Below are 23,020 nucleotides of genomic sequence, written 5' to 3' on the forward strand. Positions count from 1 at the left end.
CGGATGCCGAGACAGCGGGTGCGCCATGGGCTGCCGGTGCTCCAGCAAACACGGCAAGGGCTGCAAATGTCGCGCGCGACAGACAGCTCGAAACGGGCGTTCGTCCAGCCATGCCAGAAGCCTAGGCTGGAAATTTCTCCAATCAAGTCAGTATGATCCCGGATCTGCAGGGTGCGTGTATCAACCCGGGACCCGGTGCAATCCTGCGACATCTCGCAATCTTGCCCGGCAGCTGGTCTGGCCTGGTCCGTCAGGCAAGGGTCTTCCCCGATCCGTGCCGATCGGGCGAGCCATGGCGACCCAGCGTGCGGTGTTATGCTGGGGGCGGCACCGGGCGAAACAATTCCTGCCGGAACTTATAGGGTTTGTCAGTCGCGCAGCAGCCGGAAGGAGCCGGCTTCATGAAATGCGCCGTGCGTCACCGACATGATCGGCGGATCATGCTGCGCGCTTCCCAGGCTTTCAGGCGTCAATCGGTTGATGGCGGTTTGGGCTTTGCTGGCGCCTTGCGCCATTTGCCCGTGAGGCCGGCGTCAGCCTTGGCGGCCATGGTCCTGGCCAGCTGATTGCACAAGCCAGGGGCGGCAGGGAACATGCTGGTTGATTGCGTCCGGATGCCGACCAGCGGGACTTTCACCAGAAAGCCAAATTCGAGCGTTCGTTCAAACAGTGCCTTGTCAGGAAGCATCATGCCGGTTGCGCCTTCGACATGGCGGCGGGCAGCGTTTGTGATCACGCCAAGGCCGATTCCGGACCTGTCGCGTACGACAGGCAAGTTGCCGGATGACATTTCCATGTCGATGATGACGAGATCATCGGACTGCAGGCGCTGGATGGCATCGATTGCAATTGCGTAGTTTATCAGACGTTTATCCAGCAGAACCCGCAGAGAGTGCCAGCCAGGCCGATCCACGGCGCTACCTGAAAATTGCAGCAAGGATACCGCCAAGCTTTGCGAGAGGAGAATGTCTGTTCAAAGGGCAAATGTCCTGTCTTGCTCGATCGGCTGCAAGATATCAGTAATAGAGGCAAATTTGAATAAACCATACGCTGACATTTCATCAAGATTACATCTTTACTGCCTTCCTCATTACATGTCATTGATAAGAAGCATTAATTGTTCGTGCGGGTCATCAAGAAGCCAGGTCCCGACCAGCATGGAGGTGCCAGACGCGCCTTTATTGGCGATACGCATCCATGACCCACCAGCAGGTGTTGGATCTGACAAGGAGTGATGTGACCCGAGCTGGTTTCGGACAAAGTCCCTGGTCTAGGGTCCAAACGCGATCAGGGCATATTCCCCGAAGGGGTTCGACCAGAATGGCCCATCGCCGCGTCGGCAAGACTTGAGCCGAAGGCCGCCGCGGGTAAATATTGACATATTCCTGCGCCCTGCCTCCTTGCGCTGAGCCATGCTGCCTCGAACCTCGAATGCGCTCTGATTGCGTTTGGACCCCAGGCATCCGCCTTGCCGCAGGCCACGTCGCGGACTTGCCTGCGCTATGCCTTGGCCGTGCGCTTTGGCGTCTTGTTGCGAATCCGGGACCCAGATCGTTGTAGGTCCAGTGCGTTTTGTTTCATGGCGATCTCCCCGCCGTGATGGTGAAGAAGCACGTTGACGCAAAGATAGCCAGCACGGACGCAGATCCCGCAGATCCCGCAGATCCCGCAGCTCCCGTAGTTGCTGGTTTCAGAACCGGCCCGCTTTCGGCGGGGCATCTGTCGTGGCAGGTCGGCGTATCCATCTCCAGAACCTCGCCAGCCCGGCAGATCGACACACCCCAGTCACCGCGCCCGCTCTTGACCCGCTCACGTCTACGAGCATGCCTCACACCTTTCGGCGAATGACGTCCTGCCGGATGTTCCTGTCCAAGGAGAAGTCCGCAACGCGCTTGCGCAGCTTGGGTACCTTGTCCTGGAACGGTTCCAAGCGGCGCATGTCCGACGGCTGCATGCCGTCGTATGTCTTCGTCCTGTTACAGCAGGGCGCCTGGCTGATCGGGACCTTGTTGCCAATGCCAGCCACAGGTGATCTGTCTGCTCCCTGCTCCAAAATGAACGCCTGCTGGGCGCCCGGGAATCGGGACACCATGGCAGGTCGAGAGGCCTTGGCTTCAGGAAGGCGACCTTCCCTCCGATTCGGATGTAAAATTGGCAATCGGGTAGCCGCCTGCCTCGCACCATTTCACCGGCTCACCCATAAGCTTATGAAGTTAATGGAGTTTATGGTTTGTGGCTTGCCATCAGGCCTGACGCACCGGTCCCGGGCACTCGATACGGTTAACAGCACCCTGCTCTAAATGGTTAGAACTCCTTAACCCTAATGCGTGTTTGGGATGCGTATGTCTACTTATGCACCGTCCGTGAGCCCGAAGCTCCTCCTTGGCACTGGCAGCCTTTTTGCCCTGGCGTGCGTGACCCCGGTGCATGCTGCGGGGGTCAATGCCGGCACGCTCATCGAGAACACGGCATCTGCAACATTCAAGGCCGGAAGCCAGACCGGCACGATCAGGTCGAACAAGGTCGTTATCAGGGTCGATGAACTGCTCGATGTTGCGGTCACCAGCCTCGCTGCCTCCGAGCTTGTGCTGCAAAGCGAGACAGGCGTGTTGCCGTTTGCGGTCACCAACAGCGGAAATGGGCCGGAGGCATTCGTTCTCACCGTCGATGCGGCAATGAGCGGCAACCAGTTCAGCCCACAGGTCATCGGCCTTGCGATCGACAGCAATGACAACGGCACTTACGAGGCAGGCGTCGACCAGATGCTGGCGGGCGGCGCACAGACCCCCGTGCTCGCGCCTGACGGCGCCGCGCGGATATTCGTGCTCACTGCGCTGCCGGATGGTGCGAGCGATGCACAAGTGGCCCGGGTCCAGCTCGTCGCAGCCGCTGTGACCGGAAGCGGAGCGCCGGGCATGAGCTTTGCCGGCAAGGGTGAAGGTGGCGGCAATGCCGTTGTCGGTCTCACCACCGCCAGAAACGCGGCACAGGCCGCAATGCGCTCCTCGCTCGCCAGCGTCAGCCTGATCAAGTCAGCGCGTGTTGTCGACCCGTTTGGCGGCACTGCACCGATCCCCGGAGCCAAAGTGACCTACCAGCTCGTTGCGGAAGTATCGGGCAGTGGCATTGCACAAGGTCTCGCAGTCGCTGACGTCATCCCGGCAGGTACCACCTATACGGCAGGCTCCCTGTCGCTCGATGGTGCTGCCCTGACCGATGGCGAGGATGGCGATGCCGGCAAGGCCGGCAGCAGCGGGGTAAGCGTTGCGCTCGGCGATGCTGCGGGCGGTACCCGATTTACAGTCAATTTCACCGTACAGATCAACTGACAGTGGGGACACAAGCAGATGAACATCAAGATTTCCCTGACCGCCGCCGCCCTGGCCCTGGCCACGCCATGGGCAGGGGCAGCAGCGGCGCCAGCAGCCAACCCGCCAGCAGCCAACCCGGTCGCCCTCGAGGGCAGCGTGATGCTGGAAAAGGCCGTTGAAGAAGGCGGCGTGCGCAAGCTGGTCCTGAGCGAGCCCAAGGTTGTCGTTCCTGGCGATCGCCTGCTGTTCTCGACTTCCTATCGCAATCAGGGCTCGCAGGTGGTGACGGACTTTGTCGTGACCAACCCCGTGCCTGCGGCCGTCGAGATCCTGCCCGAGAGCATCGGCAATGCGGTGGTCTCGGTTGATGGTGGCAAGACCTGGGGACAGCTTGCCGCACTTTCGATTATCGATAGCTCCGGAGCAAAGCGCCCGGCCAAGGCCAGCGATGTGACGCACATGCGCTGGGTCATAGCCGCGATTGCTTCAGGCGCTTCGGGCAAGGTCCAGTACAACGCGACCGTCCGCTAAGAGCCGCGGGGGGTAGCAAGGCCGCCAGCTTGCGGGCGGCAAGTCGACACGCAGGCAATCAGAAACGGAGCAATAGATGACGTACCGCAGCAGACTGCTGGGGGCGGCGGGCGTTTGCGCGCTCGCCGTACTCAGCACAAATCCGGCCTTTGCCGCCGGCACGACCGCCGGGAGCACCATTACCAACAACGTGACGGTGGCGTTCCAGGTTGGCGGCATCAACCAGACTGGCACCTCGGCATCCGACACGCTGACGGTCGACCGCAAGGTCAACCTCACGGTCGCCGAAGTCGGGACAACAACGACGCAAGTCTCGCCCGGTCAAACTTCGGCCGTGACGGCCTTTACCGTGACCAACACGTCGAACGCCGTGCTCGACTTTGCGCTCGTTGCCGCCCAGCAGAGCGGCGGGGCGGGCGCCCATGCCAATACCGATACTTTCGACACCAGCAATGTGCGCATTTTCCGCGATTCGAACGGCAGCAATTCGTACGATTCCGGCGATGCGCAGATCACCTATCTCGACGAACTGGCAGCTGATGGCTCGGCCACGGTCTTCGTGGTCTCGGACGTCCCGCTGAGCCTGACGACGGGCAGTGTCGCTGTTGTCACCCTTACCGCAACGGCGCGGGCAGGCGGGGGGGCCGGCAGTCAGGGTGCGGCATTGGTGCAGACCACCGGTGGCAACACGGCCGGCATGGACACCGTGTTCGCAGATGGTTCGGGTGCCACCGACGGACTGCGCGACGCAGCATTTTCTGCCAAGGACGATTACACCGTGCTGGCTGCGGCGCTGAGCGCTACCAAGACATCTCGCGTGATCAGCGACCCGGTCAACGGGACCACGAACCCGAAGATGATCCCGGGTGCGACGATCGAATACTGCATTGCCGTCTCGAATGCGGCCGGCAGTGCAGCGGCAACCTCGGTTGCGGTCAATGACCCTTTGCCGGCGAACCTGACCTTTGACGCAGGCTTCGGAGTCAAGACGAACGGCAGCGTGGTCTCGGGCGTCTGCCAGGCAGATGGTACGGGTGTTGGCGACTTCACCTCGAACACCGTCACCGGAACGATTGCCTCGGTCGCTGCCAGCGAGACCAAGACGCTCGTGTTCCGCGCCTCGATCAACTGATCGCGAATGTCGCCCAGGGACGAAATGCCAGATCCGGCAATGCCGAAGGCTTTCGTCCCTGGAAGCGCACCAGCATGCAGCACGATGCGACATCGGTTCCTCTTGCAGTTCGGCCTTGTGCTTCTTGCCACATGCATTCTTGCATGCCTCGGCTCGGCGCGGGCCCAGTCGATCGTCAATACCGCTGATATTGCCTACCGTTCCCAGGGGCAGGTCCGCCATGTGCGGTCGAACACTGTAACACTCGAAGTGCCGCCACTGCGCTCGCAGCTGGCGGTTCTGCCCGCTACCACCTCTGCGACCAGCCCGGTCGAGCTGCCGGGCGGCATCTGTGGCGGTCATGCGCTGGCAGCGGTCAGCGTGGATCAAAGCGTGGTCCAGGCCGCCACGCCTGCCACGATCCGGCAGTTGAAGCTGGGCCAGACAATTGTCTTCCGACTGCAATTGTCGCCAGCGCTCCTTCAGGCCGGCAAGGTCGACACCCTGGAGGTTACGCTGACATCGGCGAGCGGAGACGTGGAGAACGTCGCCATCACGGAAACGGGCCTGGATACCGCCACGTTTTTTGGTGCTTTGCCAACGAGCGCCATTCCCCCGCAACCGGTTGCGGGAGACTGCCGGCTCAGCCTGGCCGATGGCGACATGATAACCATCACCTACAAGGACCGTATCGTCTCCTCGCTCGTGGCGCAGGCCCAGGTCGAAGTCCTGTCCGATCCTTTCGGTCTTGTGTTCGATTCAGAGGATGGCGCGCCTGTCTCCGGTGCGACGGTGACGCTGGTCGATGCCCAGACCGGGGCGCCGGCTACGGTGAGGGCCGACGATGGCCGCACATCCTGGCCTTCGTCGGTTGTCACCGGCCAGGACGTCATCGACGGGGCCGGAAATGTCTGGCCTATGCCCGCCGGGGAGTACCGGTTCCCGCTGGTTCCGCTCGGGCACTATCGCCTCGTGGTCACGCCGCCTGCGGGCTATAGTGCGCCAAGCAAGGTCTCGTCAGCCAGTCTTGCAGCCTTGCGCCGGCCCGATGGCGCCGAACTCGAGATATTGCCAGCCTCCTTTGGCAATCCGCTCGAGCTTGCATCGCTGGCGCCGGTGCGCGTCGATATTCCCCTTGACCGGCCTGCGCGAGCCGTTGCCGTGACCAAGTCTGCCTCGCGCGACGTAGCGCAGCCTGGCGACACGATCTTTTTCCGCGTGCGCGTTCGCAACGCAGACCAGGCGCGGGGCAAGACCGGATTGAGGCTGTTTGACCGGACCTCGCCGCAGCTGCGGCTGCTCAGCGATTCGGTACGTGTCGGCGGAGCGCTTCCGGCAGCAGGTGCGCTTCTCCCGGACAGCGACGGCCGGGGCTTTGCCTTGACGCTGGGTTCCCTGGGACCGGGCGATGAGCAGCTTGTCACTTATGCCATGACGGTCCGTCCCGATGCGGCAGCAGGATTTGCCAGCAACCGCGCGCAAGTGGCGGATTCACGGGACCTTTCGGGCTTTGCCGTGGCCCGCGTGCGAATTGAGCGGGATGCCCTGGCGGCCACCATGACGCTGATCGGGCAGGTTACGCTGGGTGGCTGTGATGCGTCAGGCAAACGCCAGGGTCTGCCGGGGGTACGCATTGCACTCGAAGATGGCAGTTTTGCCGTCAGCGATGCGAGCGGACGGTTCCACTTCGAAGGGCTCGGACCGGGCACGCATGTCGCCGAATTGCAGGCGGGCACGCTGCCCGAGGGGGCTCGTGTGGTCGACTGTGCCCGCTCGACCCGCAGTGCCGGGAGCGCCCTGTCACGCTTCGTGACCGGGCAAGGGGGCAGCCTGGCCCGTGTCGACTACGCCGTGGTCCTGGCGCCAGGCAGCGACAACGCGATGCAGACCTCGTCCAGCGCTTCCGGGGAGGAGCCTGAAGATGGACGTACGGCTGCAGGAGCTGACATCGATTGGCTCGCCTTGGGCGATGGACCGACCGAGTTCCTGTTCCCGCAAGCCGACCACAATCCTCGTGCGCCGGCCGTCCGCGTTGTTATACGACACCGGGCAGGCGAGCGGGTCGATCTGCGCATCGATGGCGAGGCTGTCGACAAGCTGGCTTTCGACGGCGCCCGGATTTCGCCTGATGGTTATGCCGTCAGCATCTGGCGCGGCATTCCGCTGCGCGGTGAGCAGACACTGATCGAGGCCGATGTGCGCCGTCCTGACCAGAGCCTCGCCGCCAGCTTGACGCGGACCGTGAACTTCAACGCAACGCCTGCCAGGGCCGAGCTTGCGCCGGCTTTCTCGAGGCTTGTCGCTGACGGACGGACCCGTCCTGTCATTGCTGTGCGCGTACTGGATCGCAACGGCCGTCCCGTGCACGCAGGCCTTGCCGGCACGCTTGCCATATCCGCGCCTTACGAAAGTGCGGCGGCGATCGATGCAAGGCAGGGCCAGCTCATTGCAGGATCGGACCAGCCAACGCCGACCTGGTCGATCAAGGGTGACGACGGCGTTGCGCTTGTCGAGCTGGCACCGACCATGGTCAGCGGCCGTGTCGAGCTTGCATTCGAGTTCGTCGACCGCGAGATCAGGCGCCGCCAGATCATCGAGGCCTGGCTGCTGCCCGGCGAGCAGAAATGGACCCTGGTCGGCGTTGCCGAAGCGGCGATAGGCGCACGCAGCATTGCCGATCACATGGAGCGGGCCGATCGCTTTGACAGCAATCTTGGCCGCCACGCACGCACGGCACTTTATGCCAAGGGGCGGATCAAGGGCAGGTACCTGATGACGATTGCCTACGACAGCGCCAAGCAGGCCGCCGAGCAACGTCTGCTGGGCGGACTGGATCCCAAGGCCTACTATACGGTCTTCGGTGACGGTTCGGACCGCAGGTTCGATGCTGCGAGCACGGGGAAGCTCTATGTGCGGATCGAGAGCGAGGCGTTCCGGGCACTTGTCGGCGACTTCGTCACGGGCTTCGATCACACCGTGCTGGGCCGCTATCAACGCGTCCTGACTGGCGCTGCAGTCGATGTGCGTTCCGGCAATGCGCGGATCGAGGGGTTCGCGGCGCAAAGTGCCAATGCCCATCGCCGCGACGAGATGCCGGGGGCGGGCCTTTCGGGCCCCTACCGCCTGTCCTCGCGCCGGATCGTGCCCAATAGCGAGAGCGTGACGCTCGAAGTGCGCGACCGTTTCCGCTCGGAGCTCGTCCTCAGTTCGCGCAAGCTTGTCCGCTTCGTCGATTACGAAGTCGACATTCTTGCCGGAACGATTCAGTTCAAGGAACCGATCTTGAGCCGCGACGACAATCTCAATCCGCGCACGATTGTCGCTGAATACGATGTCGATACAGCAGCGCCGGGGGAATGGACCGGGGGGCTGCGCGGTGAACTGCAGGTGGCAGACAGCAAACTGCGTCTGGGCGCAACGGCGATCAGCGAAGCCGGCCAAAGCACCGATGCCGGCAGCGCGGCCAGGACGACCCTTGCCGGACTCGATGCCCGGCTCGCCCTTGACGGGACACTGGAGGTTCGGGCCGAGACGGCGCTGAGCAGTGGCACCGGGCCTTCGCAGTTTGCCTATCTTCTCGAAATCGAGCGGCACGATAGCCGTAGCGACGTCCTGGCCTACATTCGTTCGATCGATGGCCAGTTCGGTCTTGGCCAGGCAAGCATTCCCGAGCTCGGCCGACGCAAACTGGGGCTCGATGGACGGCTTGCGCTGGGTTCGAACCTGTCGGTATCGGCAAGCCTTGCCCGCGATGTCACTCTGGGCGAACCTGCGCGCCGTGACCTGATGCAGCTGCGTGGCACGTGGCAGGCGCCGGGTCTTGAATTGCGTCTTGGTCTTGCCCGTTATGCCGACACACTGGGCCAGGAGCAAAGCAGCGCGGTAACTCTGATCGAGGCCGGCGCGACGCGGCGCCTGCTCGACAACCGCCTCGAGCTGACAGCGACCGGTGCCATTGCGCTCGGGGACGGCGGTTCCTCATCGTGGCAGCCGCCGCGGTACCGGGCCGGCGCGCGCTATTCTGTGACCTCGAGCGTCCGGCTTGTTGCAGACTACGAGATGTCCCGGAGCGATGACAGCGAGACGCGTACCCTTCGCGCAGGGTTCGAGGTTGCGCCCTGGTCAGGGGCCCGGGTGACGTCCGTGCTCGGCCGCGAGCAAGTCACCGAGCAGGGCAAGCGCGTCTTTGCTGCATACGGCCTTGCCCAGTCCGTGCCGGTCGGCAAGCGCCTGACGCTTGACGCCTCGATCGATGGTAGCCGGAAGGTGGGCGGTGACGCGCAGGTCACCGTCGCGCGCACCGGTATTGCCGGGACGGCAACTGCAACGTCGCGCGACGAGGACTTCACCGCCTATACGCTCGGGGCAAACTGGCGATCGGGTCGCTGGAGCGTGTCGAGCCGTGCGGAATTGCGCGAGGGAAGCGCGATGGCGCGCAAGGGCCTGGCCCTGGGTGCGGTCCGTCAACTGGGTGAGGGCAGCATCGTCGGATTCAACATGACGCTGACCGATGCAAAGGAGCGCTCAGCCAAGCAGGCAGAGGACGACAGGAGGACGCATACCCGGTCTGTGAACGCCGCTCTGTCACTTGCCCATCGGCCCGATGCCAGCCGGTTCGCGCTTCTGGCAAAGGCAGAACTGCGCAGCGACATGCTGCGGGGAGAGGAGGCCTCGGGCGAATGGAATGGGGCCGGCATTGGCAGCGCCACGGCTATCACTGCCAATGCCGCCAGCGGAACGGTCGATGCCCGCAGCACGCGATTGCTCGGCGCTGTGTCAGCCAACTTCACGCCGCAAGGGCGAGACGGCGAGGCGCTGGTCCAGCGCCAGGAATTCGTGCTGTTCCTTGCCGCACGTTACGGCTTTGACCGCTATGAAGGCTACGGGCTGCAAGGAACGAGTCTGGTGGCTGGAGCCGATGTGCGGATCGGGCTGGAGGAACGTGTCGAAGTGGGGGCTGTGGGCACGGTGAGGAGAAGCCTGCGAGATGGAACGAGCGCATTTGCGCTCGGGCCGCAGATCGGGATTGCGCCTGCGCGCAATGCGATGATCGTCATCGGCTACAATGCGACAGGATTTCGCGATCGCGATTTTGCCGAAAACCGCAACACGAGCAAAGGCCTGTTTGCCAGCGTGAAACTCAAGTTCGAAAGTGCAATGCTTGCAGGTCTCGGAGGAGGGCGATGATCCGTCCGGTTGCCGTGCTCTGGACGATTGCTGCCTGCCTTTGCGCACAGGCCGCCCATGCTGGCTGCGATGCTGCCAACCAGTATGTCTTTACCTATGCCTCGCGACCCGCCGCGACCTTGTCCTATGGCGCCAGCTACACGTACAGCGCGACCAATGGCGCAGGCGCGAGCCAGTCGTTCAGCGTCCAGGTCTCGCAAAACGGCCTCAGCAGTACCCAGGTCAATTCCATTGCCATGCCAGCGATCTCGACGCTGGTGACCGGGAGCGCAACCAGCGATCGCACGCTGGTCTTCGGCGGGACCTTCTCCGGTCGCACAGCTTCGATGGCCGGGACGACACGCCTGATCACGATGACAGTTACCTTCGCCCAGCCGGTGCGCGACTTTTCACTCAAGGCCTACGATGTGGACTTCACCTCCAACCAGTTCCGCGACTGGGTGCAGGTCACTGGCAGCGATGGTACGACGAGCCACACGCCTGTTTTGTCGACGCCGTGGAATACGGGCAATCAGACTGGCCAGGCGCGCACCAGTACGAGCTCTTCGCTGGTCGTCGGGCCAGCCACCAGCCCGGTCAGCGTGAGCGCAAGCCAGGCTGCAGGAAGGCAGTCTTCGGACAACAATTCAGAGACCGGGACCCTGACTGCAAGCTTTGCGCAGCCGGTGACGAGCATAACGTTCAAGTACGGCAATTATCCCTATACCTCGGGCGAGAACTCGACCGGACAGCAGGCGATCGGCATAGCAGGCTTCACGTTCTGTCCGATGCCATCGCTCAGCCTTGCCAAGACGTCCGAGCCGGTCGCAGGAAGCCTCGGCGCCTTCAACTTGCCTGGCAACGACGTGGTCTATACCCTGACCCTGACCAATTCCGGCGGCAGTCCGGTCGATCCGGGAACGATCGTGCTGACTGATGCTCTTCCCAGCGGCGTCGCTTTCAGGAACATCGCCTTCGATGGCTCGACGAGCCTGCCGGTGAAAGTGATCGATGCAGGCGGCATGACGGTTTCGGCCGGTGCGATCAGCTACCGCCGCAGCGGTGAAACAGCCTTCACCTATTCGCCGACAAGCGGGTATGACCCGCTGGTAGATGCCATCCGTATCACGCCGGGCGGTGCCCTCGATGCAAACGCCAGCCTGTCCGTACAGTTCAGGGCCCGCGTGGAGTAGCTCCCGCGGGGAAGACCTTAATATGGGGTATCCGTGATTAAGGTGTCGGCAGCGCAGCAAGGTTAACCTGACTATAACCTGGCATAGGCATTTTGCACATCAGCCCTTGCACATCCCGTGCAAGGTGCCCGGCATGGTCATGCGCACGCTGCTTGGGAGGATTGGCGCCAGATGTCGATTATCGATCCTGTTGAGGACAAGCGCACTGGTCGGTCGCAGCGCATGCGCCGGCTTGTCCGCCTCACCATGGATTGTTCGCGCCGAAAAGACCTGGCCATTACCCTGCGCAATATCTCGCCCAAGGGCTTCGGGGCTTCGTGCCCGGATTTTGCAATGATGGTCGGTGAGACGGTCCATCTGCAGATCAAAGGCATGGCTCCTGTCGAAGGGGAGATCCGTTGGGTGGACAGGCACAAGTTTGGCGCCTGCTTCAAGGCCGCTCTGACAGAGCGTGAACTGGTGCAGATCGTGGCGAGCAGCGCCGACGCCCGGGCGGAAACGAACTGGGAGGTGAGTAGCCGTCATCGCGTGGTCACTCCTGCATGTGGACCTGCCTTGCTGCGTCGACTGTAAGGTGGGCCATGGCCTTGGCGCCGAGGAGCACGGCATCAGCCGCAATGCTTCCCAACCGGGTTAAGAAGGCACTTAATGGAGTGCTAGCGTATTTCTGTAGCCGACCTGATTTCGATTTATGAGCCTTAAATATTTTGGGAATAAGCAAGTTTCTCACTCGGCATTGGTAACAGGAGTGGGGGTGAGCAAGATGCTGGCGATCAACGGTTTTTCATCGAGATTTGTGCAGATCGTGCGGCACGGGGCGGATTGTCTTTTGCAGTTTCATGCCCAAGTTGGACAGTGACGTTGGAACAGGTGTCGAACATTGCTTCGTAAGTGATTGAATTTGCGTGATGTGGATTTGGCGCGGAGATTGGGTGTAGTAACAACATTTGCGCTGAACGTGGTGTTTCTGTGGAGTATTGTGCAGGTCGGCGATAACAACACATGCATGTTTGTTGTCGAACGAGTCGCCCGGGGCCACCGCTACCTCTATCTCGTCGAAAGCGTGCGCGAGGGTAAGGTCGTTCGTCAGCGCACCATCAAGGCGCTGGGCCGCAAGGATGCTCTTGCCGCCAGTGGCGAACTGGACAGGCTGGCAGCTTCGATTGCCCGGCACGCCGAACGCAGCATCATCCTTTCCGACATCGATGATGGCAAGATAACCGCCCACCGCATCGGCGGCCCCTTGCTGTTTGGCCGGTTGTGGCAGCGGCTTGGTGTCGATGCCGTGCTGGCCGAGGTGGCGGCAGGGCGTGGATTTGGCTTTGATGTCGAACGCGCGGTTTTCGTTGCCATGTTGCACCGGCTGTTCGTGTCAGGCTCGGACCGGGCGTGCACCGACTGGATGAAGAGCTATGCCATCGACGGAGTTGAGGATCTGGCGCTCCATCACTTCTACCGTGCCATGGCCTGGCTGGGCGAGGAGATCGAGGAGAAGGCTGAAGGCGCGTTGGCACCCCGATGCGTGAAGGACGTGATCGAGGAGAAGCTGTTCGACAGGCGCCGGGACCTGTTCACGGATCTGAGCCTCGTGTTCATGGATACCACCTCACTATCGTTCTACGGCGCAGGCGGTGACACGCTGGGGCGGCGTGGTCATTCCAAGGATCACCGGCCCGAGCTTGCGCAGATGATCCTGGCCGTGGTGATCGATGCCCAGGGGCGGCCGATCTGCACCGAGATGGTGCCGGGCAATACGGCCGATGTGAAAGTCCTCCTGCCCATCGTCACGCGCCTGCGTACGCGCTTCGGGATTACCCGGTCCTGCGTCGTGGCCGATCGCGGCATGATCAGCGCCGACACTATTGCCGCACTCGAAGAGCTGGGCATGGAATACATCCTCGGCGCCCGCGAGCGATCAAGCAGCGTCATCCGCGATGTCGTGTTGAACGACACTGCTCCGATGGTTCCGCTCGTGCTCGAGCGGCAGGCAGGCGAGACCCAGCTGTGGGTCAAGGAGGTCCGTGTCGGCAGCGGCAAGGACACCCAGCGTTACATCGTCACGCTGAACGAGGCCGAAGCCAAGAAGGACAAGGCGGACCGTCAGGCCATCATCGACGGGCTCCAGGCCCAGCTCAAGAAGGGCGACAAGGCGCTGGTCGGTAACTCGGCCTATCGGCGTTATCTCAAAGCCAGCGGCAAGAGCTTCGAAATCGATCTGGGCAAACTCGCCGACGAGGCCCGCTTCGACGGCATCAGTGTCCTGCGCACCAATGCCCGGATCACCCCGCTTCAGGCCGTCATCCGCTATCGAGACTTGCTACAGGTCGAAGCCCTGTTCCGCGTGGCCAAGGCCAGCTTCGATACCCGGCCGATCTTCCATCAGTCCGATGCCGCGATCCGCGGCCATGTCTTCGTCTCGTTCCTTGCCCTGACGCTCGCCAAGGAACTGACCCGGCTATGCCAGGACAAGGGCTTCCAGCCCGAATGGCAGCCGCTTCTCAACGATCTCGATCGTCTCCAGCAGGCCACCATCGAAAAGGATGGCAAGGCCATTACCACACGCACGCACGTCACAGGTGACGTGGGCAACGTCTTCAAGGCTGTCGGCATCGCACTCCCAGCCAACATTGCTGAGCAGACCGCAACGTAAGCTCCGCCGCGCGTTCGCGCGTCCCACACATCAGCCGCAAAATGTAGTGGTAACACCCGCGCACACTCGCGTATCCTATTGATATAAAATCCGTTCTATGAAGGCACTGTTCAACTTGGGTCATGGTCCTTTCACCATGGTACAGGGAAAGTTACGCTCAATATTTCATGCGATTGTGCGACCTTTCAGCGCGCATGAGAGCATACCCGGGTGCAAGCCCGGTGGTGGCTCGGCTGACGCAGGATCCTCGCCGCTTTCTCGCGAGGCGCGGGTTTTCATCGGCGAGGCCGAACGGCATCTCATGGCGTGTTACCGGCAGGAGATCACGGTTCCACAATGCACCGCGCGCCTCGAGCAGACGCTACAGAGCATAGTCGTCCTTGCTCGACGTCTTGAGAAGAGCCGGTCTTACAAGGATTGCACCTATGTCGGACTTGACCGTCTCGTCGGCGATATCGAATGTGCCAAGCAATCGGTCCTGCGGCTCCTGCGGTGGATCGAGAACGATGGACTGAGCGATCGGGTCCTGCCGCCGTGCGGCGGGGCGGGGAGCCATGCCTATTTTGCCACACGCTTGACTGACGGCAGCTTGCGATGGATCGGCCTCCTCAACTGGAGCTTCGATGGCATCGCGGTCAAAGGCTTCGCTCATGCCGAAAGCAGGTCTGTGTGTCTCGCGGCAACCGACATCGTGGACTGGCAGCAAGGGGTCATTGGCGCGCAGGGAAGCGACCACTGATGCAAATCGCTTGTGCGCAGGTGTGAGGCAGTTTCTGGACCTTGGTGGGCGCGCTCACGGTCTGCGGGACCTGCGGGGACACGGCGTCTTGATGTGCTCTGCAAGTGCAGGGATGCGCTGCGGTACTGCAAATCCAGCGGGGTGCCCCGGCAGGTAGCCCCTCAAGCGCGGTTGAAGTAGACGAGTCGTGCGCCAAATGTGACGGATGTCATTGCGCGCGCAATTCAAACCGACCATAGCCGCCAGTGTGTCAGTTCTTGAACGTTTCACAAAGTTTTTGCGACCCCGGCAGGGGAATACGCGCATCCCAAGTTTAGGCGCTCGCATTCCTGAAGGCCAACGCGTCTACGCCATTGGCGATGTCCACGGCTGTGCCGATCTCCTGGCCCGTCTTCTGGTGCGCATCGAGGCCGATGACGACGCCCGCGAACCGGCTGACACGACCGTGGTGTTCCTGGGCGATCTTGTCGATCGCGGCCCGGACAGTGCACGCGTGCTCGACATGGTTGCTTATCTGCAGACCCGTCGGAACGTCCGGCTGATCGCCGGCAATCACGAAGAGATGTTCCTGGCAAGTTTCGGGTCCGACCGGGTCCTGCGCCAGTTCCTCCAGCATGGAGGCCGCGAAACGATCCTGAGCTACATGGAAGATGCCGAAGCCTATGCCCGGCTGACCATCGAGGAACTGCGCGAGCAATTGCCGGGCCTTGTGCCCGATCGTCACCTGCAGCTGCTCCGGTCGATGGACAATGTCCTGACCATTGGCGACTATGTCTTCGTGCATGCCGGCATAAGGCCGGGGGTGCCGCTGGCCGAACAGTCGGAACGGGACCTGCGGTGGATCCGCAAGGACTTCCTCGACGCAGACTTCGATCCGGGTTTCGTAGTCGTTCACGGCCATACGGTAGCCCCGGACGTCATGTCCGGGCCGCGTCGCATCGGTATCGATACCGGCGCTTACCTGCACGGTCGTCTGACGGCCATCGCGCTGGAGGGGACGGCGAGGTGGTTTCTCCAGGAAGAGAAGGCGATCGCCGACCCTGTGTCAGTCGTCGGTGCGTGACAGGCTGAGGACCGTAGCGGTAACCGGCACCGGGACCACGATGGTCCCGCCACCGCTGTGCCGGGTTATGGCAAGCGTTCCGCCCAGGCGGAAATTTGCAGAACATATCCTGGTCATGCACCCGCTGATGCGCAGGATGAATTGCCCCGAGCCATTGTGCCCAGCGCGGACGTCTGTGGTCAGTGATTGCAGAACGGCCGAAAGCGTCCCTGTCTCCACGCGCAGGACGCCGGGCAGGACGACAAGGAATTCGATGTCGAGAGGCTGGCGGCCATTGTTGCCGCGATCGTAGCGAACGACATATTCGGCCGGAGCAGAGCTCGAACCTGACGGGGCGATGACTGCCTCGTCGATGACAGCACCAGCTGGCGTCACAGTCCGCCGGCCGCTGGACTGCAGGACCATGCTGCCAAAGCGCAACGGCGCGACTTCGACGATGGTCAGCTCGCCAACGATCGGGAAACCGGCGGCCGAGGCGGAGGGCGCGCAAGCCAGGGCCAGGGCCCCGGCAAGCAACCTCAAGGTGTTGGGACACGCACGCACTGCAATCATGGTGCCAAGGCAGGAAGCGATGCCTGCACCTGGCCGGGCCATCAGGCGAGGTCTCTGGGGCAATGCAGGTTCAGCAAGCAAGGGAATTTGCCTCCGATTCTGCCTCACCAGTGACCCTCGGAAGTGGCAGGCAGGCGACCTGCAACCACGACAGGCTCAATAACCATGGTTAAGCGACGGTTTTCATTCGTTAATCTTTAAGAGCTGCTACACTTGCCTGCCCGGTGCCGGGTAGATGTCGTCCTTGCGGATTCTAGCTTGATTGCGGCAGATCGCAAGCAAGGCCGTGGTGTCATATAGTTAAAAGTCCTTAGGATCCTAACCTACCCACTCTCCGCGCCCGGCGTTAACCTTCAACCTGCACATTCCCTTAGGTCGGACCGCAAGTTGCGGGCCACTTCGTGAGGGGGATCCAATGAGCCTTTTGATGCCAGTGAACGCAATTCCGAGCATGCCTGCCGATCGTGCGCTGCTCATGGACATGTTCGCCCAGCCAGTGTCCCGGGACCCGGCGACGGATTGTCACGCTCAATCATCGGAGCGCATGTATATTCATGTCGTTGCCAGCAACCAGCTGGAGCGCGCGGCCAAGGCGCATCTGATCTTTTCGCTCGGTCACCATGCCGAGGTCTACGAGGATGCCGACGAACTCGTGGCCATGATGCCCGAACAGGGCCTGGTCCTGCTGAGCGAAGATGGGACCGGGTTCGCCTGCCGAATGATGGAGAAGATGAACAGCCAGGGGATCTGGCTTCCGGTCATCGCATTTGCTCCCAAGCTGGGCTGCGATGACATCGTTGCAGGGATCAAGGCCGGGGTGGTGGACTATCTCGTAGGCGATGTATCCCGTGCCGAACTGCTGAAGAAGTTGCGCAAAGGCTACGAAGAAGGCCAGGCTTGTCTTGCGGTCCGCCTGCGCCAGGCACTCGCGCGGCGGGCGGTCAAGAGCCTGTCGAGACGCGAGGCCGAAGTGCTGCGGCTTGTGACAACGGGTCTGTCGAACAAGGAGATCGCGCGAGAGCTCGATATCAGCCCGCGCACGGTCGAAATTCATCGCATGAAAATGATGACCAAGCTGGGCGCCAAGACGTCCGCGCAAGCAATCCGTGTCGAGATCGAGGCTGCAGGAATCGCCTGATCGCCGCGGGTGGCAGCGGCAGACGGTGTCTGTCTTGCACGATGAAACCCTCCCCGGCCACGATCCGGCAATCGCCTGCCAGGGACGCAGTGGCTGCGATACCACCAACCCGGAGTCAATCGACAGTGACTGCGAGCCAATGCGAGGAACGCTCCAGATCCGGCGTTTCTCTGGGGGCCTGCGTAATCGAGTTGCGGTAGTCTTGTCTGATTAGAGGTCTTCAATGCGACGGTGCCGAAGCCTTTGGTAGTCCTCGGCGAGCTTGGAGAGGGCAGCATGAAACAGAAGCGTCTGACAGAAGTCCGCGAAGCTTTGGCGATCCTCAACCAGTACTTCGACGATTTTTCCGAGGATTGGGGCTCAGCTGTCCGTGGTTCCCCCGCTTCATCGGGAATTCGGCAATTGCGCAAGCTTGCAAATGATCACCTCAGAAGCAGCCTGCTCCGGAAAGAGCTATTGGGCGCAGATTTATCGAGCGAGTATTGCTGGGCGATCCTGGTGGCGCTCTACCTGTCGCGCTGCGATGGTTCTCGCATGTGCGTAACCGACATTGTCTATGCGACAGGCATTCCCACAGCGACCGTCATCCGTTGGCTTGCCTTGCTCAGCTCGCGCAGGCTTGTCCTGCGTTCGCCCGATCGCAACGATGCGCGCAGGACCTGGATTGTGCTCAACGATGCAGCGGTGAGGCTGATCGAGAAGTGCCTTGCCATGGAGGCTTCGGGTTTTAGTCCCGGACAGGTTGCCCAGAGCTGACCTGGCGCGATTGCTGTTCGTTTCGTCGCATTGAGGGACGCTTAACCAAACTTCTTACAGTAGCGGCAATCTGCCATGCGGCAAATATTTGCCGATGTCCTCGCGCGCCTGCAAATCCCTGATTCCAGTCCTGCTTTTGGGGGCCGGCCTGTGCGTTCCTGCTGGCAGCCTGGCTGCGCAGGATCCTGTCTCCTTGCGCGCTACTGCCGGCAAGCAGGTCTTCGATTTCGGTCCGTTCACGGTGGTATCGACCACGAGGGTCGTGCTAGCCGGTCTCACGGATTCACGGTCGCCCGCTGCGTTTCTTGCACTGCTGCGGCAGTACCCGCAGATCCGCATTCTCGAGCTGCGGGATTGTCCGGGAACAGTCGATGACAGTGCCAATCTTCGCCTCGGCCGGATCATAAGACGCAACGGCATCCGCACGACGGTTCCTGCTCATGGCTCGGTACGATCAGGTGCAATCGAGCTGTTTCTGGCAGGCGTCGAACGCAGTGCCGCCGACAGTGCACACTTCGTCATTCATGCATGGCAGACTGCGGGCAACGAGGACCGGGATTCGCAGGCCTTTTCGTCTTCGATGTCCGACACCTATACGCGGTACTACCGGGACATGGGCATGACGGACCAGGATGCACAAAGCTTCTATCGGCAGACCATGACGGTGCCTTCGGGCCGTGGGCTCAGTCTCAAAGCGAGTGAACTGGCGCGTTATGTGCCGATCAGGGCAACCTCGGCTGCGGGCAACTGACGCAGCGGCTCGAACCGAGCACAAACAAGCGAGAGGGCAGGCGGCGCGAGGACTGCGCGCTGCGTGGACAGCCAAGGTGTCGATCGCCCCGTCGCCGGTTCAGGGGCGTGCGCAAGATCGGGTGAAACCGGGCGATCAGAGTTGGGTTCGTACGATCAACCAGATGCCGTACCAGAGCACCATGGAGGTGCCGAGTGGCAGGGTCAGGCGCACCCATCCCGGGAGCGCGTCCGACTGACTTTGGGCCCCGGTGCCGTGGACATTGTGCCACAATGTGTGAACCGATTGCTGCATCCTGCGTCTCCCGTCCTGCTCCAATCGGCTGGCGCCGACCCGTCAATGCGCGAAGCGGACTTCCGTTTTTTGGACCCTAACGCCCAAACTTTAAGAATTTGTCTGCCCTTTGCGAGACAAACTCGTATCAGGGCGTGACAGCTTTCTTTGAAGTGCAGGCGCTGGGGAGGACGATAGTGCGCGATGGCCTGTTCGCCAATACGCACAAGTCCGGGTCATGTGCCCCTTGCATTCTACCGGAGCCGGGCCTTCCAGGCGCGCTTGCCAGTATGCGCCTTGGAGGTTGCCGCTGTTTATGCGGGCCGTCCTGCGAAGCTCGATGATGTCGCGCGTGGCTGCGGCACAGTGGTGCAGGCAGGATCCGTTCAATTGCCGGGCGCGTCTGAAAGCGTGCCTGCAGCCACCATCCCGGCTTCAATTCTTGCAGTGTCTGCGGCAATGGTCCCGCTTACCTAGACGGCGTTAATCTTTTCGACAAAGTCTGGCATTGTAACTCTCTGTACAGGCGTCAAGTTTTTTGGGCCAGCAATCCTCGGGCCTTAATGGAGGCAGGCCACCCCACCCGTGTTTGCCGGGAAGGGACAGCAATCATTTTCATGGCCCTTTGCAGTCTATCAGGCGCAGGCGACGACACCAGGCACGAGGGTCCCGAACATGATCAGACAAAAAGTGCGCAAGGGTGGCAGGTTTGTCATCTGTGCTCTTCTGGCTCTTTCAACATTTGCAGCGTTCGGCATGGCACAGATTCGTCTAGGCGGCCCCTTGCACGCAAGGCAGAAACTGACCGGCGAGTATCTCGCAGATATCCTGCCTCCGCCTCAGTATGTCATCGAACCCATGCTGGAAGTCACCAGGATCGTCCAGGATCCTGCATCGCTTGCTCTGCGCCGCCACCGCCTTGCGGAGCTTGAAAGGGTCTATCATGACCGCTCGCGATACTGGGCGGCCAGCGAGCTTGATGGCGATCTCAAGCAGCGTCATGAGAAAGACGCTGTCCTGCAGGCGGACCGCTTCTGGCAACTTGTCGACACGGAACTGCTGCCTGCAGTCGAGCGGGGCGACATGGAAGCTGCGGAAACTGCCTACCGCAAGGCTGACACCATTTTCGACGCACACCGCACTGCAATCCAGGCCTTGTCCCAGGAAAGCGTCCGCCGCAGTGCCCTTGCTGAAGAGGAAGCGCTGGGAACGGTGCATACCGTCCTTGGCCTGCTTGGCCTGGTTGCCCTCACCGCAATGGCCTTGGTCGGCTTTGGCCTTCACAGGCTCATGTCGAGCGCGCTCGACCCGATGCTCACGGCGGCGCGGACGATGCGGGCCATGGCCGAAGGCGATCTGGAAGCGGGACGCACCCAGGAGCACCGCAGCGACGAGGTTGGCGACATGACCCGCGCTATCGAGAGTTTCCGAATTGCAGCCGAGCAGCAGCGAGGGGTAGAGGCAGAAGTGCGCAAGGTCGTTACGAGCGTTTCATGCGGTCTGGATGCGCTGGCGCGAGGAGACTTTGACCATCGGCTTTGCGAAGCCTTTGCCCCTGAGTTCGAGAGTTTGCGCAATACATTCAACGTGAGCCTTGAAACTTTAGGGAAAGTTGTCGAAGAAGTGTCCGGCTCGGCAGGCCGGGTCGCCATCGCGGCAGAGCAGATCGGTGCGGCATCGAGCGACCTTGCGCGAAGAAATGTGGCGCAGGCCGGCAGCGTCGAGGGCAACCTCGAAACGCTTGGAAATGTCCTTGCAATGCTGGAGACAAGCGAAGGTCTGGCTGGCGAGATCAGGCAGAACGTATCGCAGGCGCAGGCAGACGCGGTGCAGGGCGGCACTATCGTGGCCAAGGCCGTCGATGCTGTTCATGCCCTGGAGAAGTCCTCAAGCGAAATCGAGAAGATCGTGAGCCTGATCGACGGAATTGCCTTCCAGACGAATCTCCTCGCGCTCAATGCTGGCGTGGAAGCAGCCCGCGCCGGCGAGGCGGGCAGGGGCTTTGCTGTCGTTGCCAGCGAGGTCAGGGCGCTGGCGCAACGTGCAGGCGATGCTGCTGCCGACATCAGGACCGTGATTGCCGATTCAGGCGAAGAGGTACGCTCGTGCGTGCTCCTTGTAGGCCAAACCGGCGCGGCGCTCGGGCGGATCGTGGCAGGCATGGGCATGGTGGCCGAGAATGTCGGGACCATCGTTGCCAGCATGGGGGAGCAGACGCATTCGCTTGGCACTGTGAAGTGCGCGTCTCAGGCGATTGCCGAGGTGACGCAGCATAATGCAGCCATGGCCGAGCAATCGGACGCGGCAGCCAGGGCCCTTATCAGGGAGGCGCAGGACCTGGACGGGCTCGTTCGCCGTTTGCGCAGTCACCCCGCGGCCGTCAGCGCGTCTGCGCCGCTTCTGCAGGCTGCGTGATGACGCCAGGACGATCGCAACGTCCTTCATGGCTTGCCGGAGTGGGCTCCGGGGCACTGCGAGGGGGCGTGTCTCTACCGGAAGAACGTGCCGACAGGCCTTGCTGAGAGGGCGCCGCTTCAGCCACCCGAAGGTTCGGGCTGGCCGTGTTGCGCGCATCGCAAAAGCTGCCGGGCAAGATGGATGAGACGAACGTGCAGAGCGCTTCGGCTTCCTCTTCCTTGCCTTCGATCGTGAGGCGCAAGGTGCGATCCTCGATCTGCCTGGTTAGCGCGCGCTGGACAGCGACAGGCTGGTCGCGGAGGGCTGCAAACGCAAGCCTGAGAAGCTCGGTATCGAATTGTCCGGCATAGCGTTTCGTTTTGCGGCGCACAGCGTGGCTCCTTCCAATATGTGTCATGGCAGAAACGCAAGAGGAACAAGAAAGAGGCGACATATCTGAGCTTACAGGCTAGCACCCGGCGCGCAGCTGGGCAGGTGCCCATTCCTGCTCCTGCTGGTCTTACGTCATGAAGCGACGCTTTTGAAGCCCCGCAACAAGCCCGCGAACTTAGACAAGGTTGGTCACTTGCGGTGCCTGTGCCTGTGATGCGCCGCTAGACGACGTTGCATGCATCCCGGGGCCAGCAGGCGACCCTTGCGTAGCCCGAAACCAGCAACGCGCCTCGGAAGAGGCTGCAGTGCCATTCGAGAACCCTGACATGCCGCTTGCCCGGCCTGCGCCAGGAATCAGGGACATGGACGCGTCCTCAACCTGTTCTTGGTCCGGGATCCGGTCTTTGCGCCCTGCAACGACAAGACTGCTACGCTGGGCAGATCGTGCTGGGCAGACCGAGCATGGTGCTGGGGTCCTGCATCAGCAGAACAGGGTCTGATTGGCCTCGAGGACTCGGGCCTGATGGACCATCAGCATAGCGTAAGTCCGTCCCGCGGCCGTATGGATGATGGCTGGTTGCAGATCGACCTGGATTGCTCCCTGTTTTGCCGAACGCGCCTCGCAATAGAGACCTTTGAGGCCTTCTGCAGCGAGGAAGACAGCCTGATCGTAATAGGCGAGGTGGCTCCTCAGCAGGGAAACAGCAATCGTTGCCCGCGTGTGGTCAATCTGCAATTGTTCGAACAATCGCAGCCGGAGCCTTTCGTCAAGATGAGCGCCTTGCCGCAGCACCTTATGGAGCTTTGTCCGCAAGACGCCCAGCCGGTCGGCCATGTGGGCCAGAGGAATGACCTGGCGAGTCAGCTCGCAGTTGATCAGCCGCTTGTAGGCTGTCTGCTCGGTATCAGCAGTGCCTTGTCCAGCGCGGTCTCCATCGCTCCCGCTGGCACATGTCTGGTTGAAAACGGTGACTGGCGTAATGGCCCCATCCAGCA

Annotated in this window: 17 protein-coding genes; 13 read left to right on the forward strand and 4 right to left on the reverse strand. The window is 61.9% G+C overall.

Going from position 1 to position 23,020, the window contains the following annotated elements:
• Nucleotides 1-469: 469 nt before the first annotated feature.
• Nucleotides 470-949: a hypothetical protein gene (locus tag AC3WLM_RS19990; RefSeq protein ID WP_492478593.1), complete on the reverse strand. Its 480-nt coding sequence runs from the start codon at nucleotides 947-949 to the stop codon at nucleotides 470-472.
• A gap of 1,414 nt (nucleotides 950-2,363) precedes the next feature.
• Here AC3WLM_RS19990 and AC3WLM_RS19995 point away from each other — a divergent pair.
• The 9 genes from AC3WLM_RS19995 (at nucleotide 2,364) to AC3WLM_RS20035 (ending at nucleotide 15,764) form a co-directional block, all read left to right on the forward strand.
• Nucleotides 2,364-3,329, forward strand: a complete 966-nt coding sequence (locus AC3WLM_RS19995) for a hypothetical protein (protein WP_492478594.1) — start codon at nucleotides 2,364-2,366, stop codon at nucleotides 3,327-3,329.
• Between the two features lie 18 nt (nucleotides 3,330-3,347).
• Nucleotides 3,348-3,842 (forward strand): hypothetical protein, encoded by a 495-nt coding sequence (locus AC3WLM_RS20000; RefSeq protein WP_492478595.1) that lies wholly within the window; start codon nucleotides 3,348-3,350, stop codon nucleotides 3,840-3,842.
• Between the two features lie 76 nt (nucleotides 3,843-3,918).
• A complete protein-coding gene (locus AC3WLM_RS20005; RefSeq protein WP_492478596.1) occupies nucleotides 3,919-4,974 on the forward strand; it encodes a hypothetical protein in 1,056 nt (351 codons plus the stop codon).
• A gap of 84 nt (nucleotides 4,975-5,058) precedes the next feature.
• Nucleotides 5,059-10,140, forward strand: coding sequence for a hypothetical protein (locus AC3WLM_RS20010; RefSeq protein WP_492478597.1), 5,082 nt, complete (start codon nucleotides 5,059-5,061; stop codon nucleotides 10,138-10,140).
• The gene (locus tag AC3WLM_RS20015) at nucleotides 10,137-11,312 is read left to right on the forward strand and encodes a hypothetical protein (RefSeq protein WP_492478598.1); all 1,176 of its coding nucleotides are present in this window, start codon (nucleotides 10,137-10,139) and stop codon (nucleotides 11,310-11,312) included. Before AC3WLM_RS20010 ends, AC3WLM_RS20015 begins: the two co-directional genes overlap by 4 nt.
• Before the next feature lie 171 nt (nucleotides 11,313-11,483).
• Nucleotides 11,484-11,885, forward strand: coding sequence for a PilZ domain-containing protein (locus AC3WLM_RS20020; protein WP_492478599.1), 402 nt, complete (start codon nucleotides 11,484-11,486; stop codon nucleotides 11,883-11,885).
• 433 nt (nucleotides 11,886-12,318) lie between these two features.
• Nucleotides 12,319-13,962, forward strand: a complete 1,644-nt coding sequence (locus AC3WLM_RS20025) for an IS1634 family transposase (protein ID WP_492476953.1) — start codon at nucleotides 12,319-12,321, stop codon at nucleotides 13,960-13,962.
• Nucleotides 13,963-14,059: 97 nt separating this feature from the next.
• Complete coding sequence (locus tag AC3WLM_RS20030; protein ID WP_492478600.1) at nucleotides 14,060-14,701, forward strand: hypothetical protein; 642 nt, start codon at nucleotides 14,060-14,062, stop codon at nucleotides 14,699-14,701.
• A gap of 277 nt (nucleotides 14,702-14,978) precedes the next feature.
• Nucleotides 14,979-15,764 (forward strand): metallophosphoesterase family protein, encoded by a 786-nt coding sequence (locus AC3WLM_RS20035; protein ID WP_492478601.1) that lies wholly within the window; start codon nucleotides 14,979-14,981, stop codon nucleotides 15,762-15,764.
• On the opposite strand, the gene AC3WLM_RS20040 is transcribed toward AC3WLM_RS20035, so the two are convergent.
• Nucleotides 15,747-16,358 (reverse strand): DUF4402 domain-containing protein, encoded by a 612-nt coding sequence (locus AC3WLM_RS20040; RefSeq protein ID WP_492478602.1) that lies wholly within the window; start codon nucleotides 16,356-16,358, stop codon nucleotides 15,747-15,749. The genes AC3WLM_RS20035 and AC3WLM_RS20040 overlap by 18 nt on opposite strands.
• Nucleotides 16,359-16,767: 409 nt before the next feature.
• Here AC3WLM_RS20040 and AC3WLM_RS20045 point away from each other — a divergent pair, with 409 nt between their 5' ends.
• The 4 genes from AC3WLM_RS20045 (at nucleotide 16,768) to AC3WLM_RS20060 (ending at nucleotide 21,649) form a co-directional block, all read left to right on the forward strand.
• A complete protein-coding gene (locus AC3WLM_RS20045) occupies nucleotides 16,768-17,454 on the forward strand; it encodes a response regulator transcription factor (RefSeq protein WP_492478603.1) in 687 nt (228 codons plus the stop codon).
• A 276-nt stretch (nucleotides 17,455-17,730) separates the two neighbouring features.
• Nucleotides 17,731-18,210: a hypothetical protein gene (locus tag AC3WLM_RS20050; RefSeq protein ID WP_492478604.1), complete on the forward strand. Its 480-nt coding sequence runs from the start codon at nucleotides 17,731-17,733 to the stop codon at nucleotides 18,208-18,210.
• A 193-nt stretch (nucleotides 18,211-18,403) separates the two neighbouring features.
• Nucleotides 18,404-18,961, forward strand: a complete 558-nt coding sequence (locus AC3WLM_RS20055; RefSeq protein ID WP_492478605.1) for a hypothetical protein — start codon at nucleotides 18,404-18,406, stop codon at nucleotides 18,959-18,961.
• 1,029 nt (nucleotides 18,962-19,990) lie between these two features.
• Nucleotides 19,991-21,649 carry a methyl-accepting chemotaxis protein gene (locus AC3WLM_RS20060; protein WP_492478606.1) on the forward strand — a complete coding sequence of 553 codons (1,659 nt, stop codon included), beginning with the start codon at nucleotides 19,991-19,993 and terminating at the stop codon, nucleotides 21,647-21,649.
• Here the strand turns inward: AC3WLM_RS20060 and AC3WLM_RS20065 are convergent.
• Both AC3WLM_RS20065 and AC3WLM_RS20070 read right to left on the reverse strand, forming a co-directional pair.
• Complete coding sequence (locus AC3WLM_RS20065) at nucleotides 21,615-22,022, reverse strand: hypothetical protein (RefSeq protein ID WP_492478607.1); 408 nt, start codon at nucleotides 22,020-22,022, stop codon at nucleotides 21,615-21,617. The genes AC3WLM_RS20060 and AC3WLM_RS20065 overlap by 35 nt on opposite strands.
• A 483-nt stretch (nucleotides 22,023-22,505) precedes the next feature.
• Nucleotides 22,506-22,859, reverse strand: a complete 354-nt coding sequence (locus AC3WLM_RS20070) for a hypothetical protein (RefSeq protein WP_492478608.1) — start codon at nucleotides 22,857-22,859, stop codon at nucleotides 22,506-22,508.
• Nucleotides 22,860-23,020: the final 161 nt, after the last annotated feature.

The organism is Novosphingobium sp. FW305-C-30-35 (assembly GCF_058783135.1).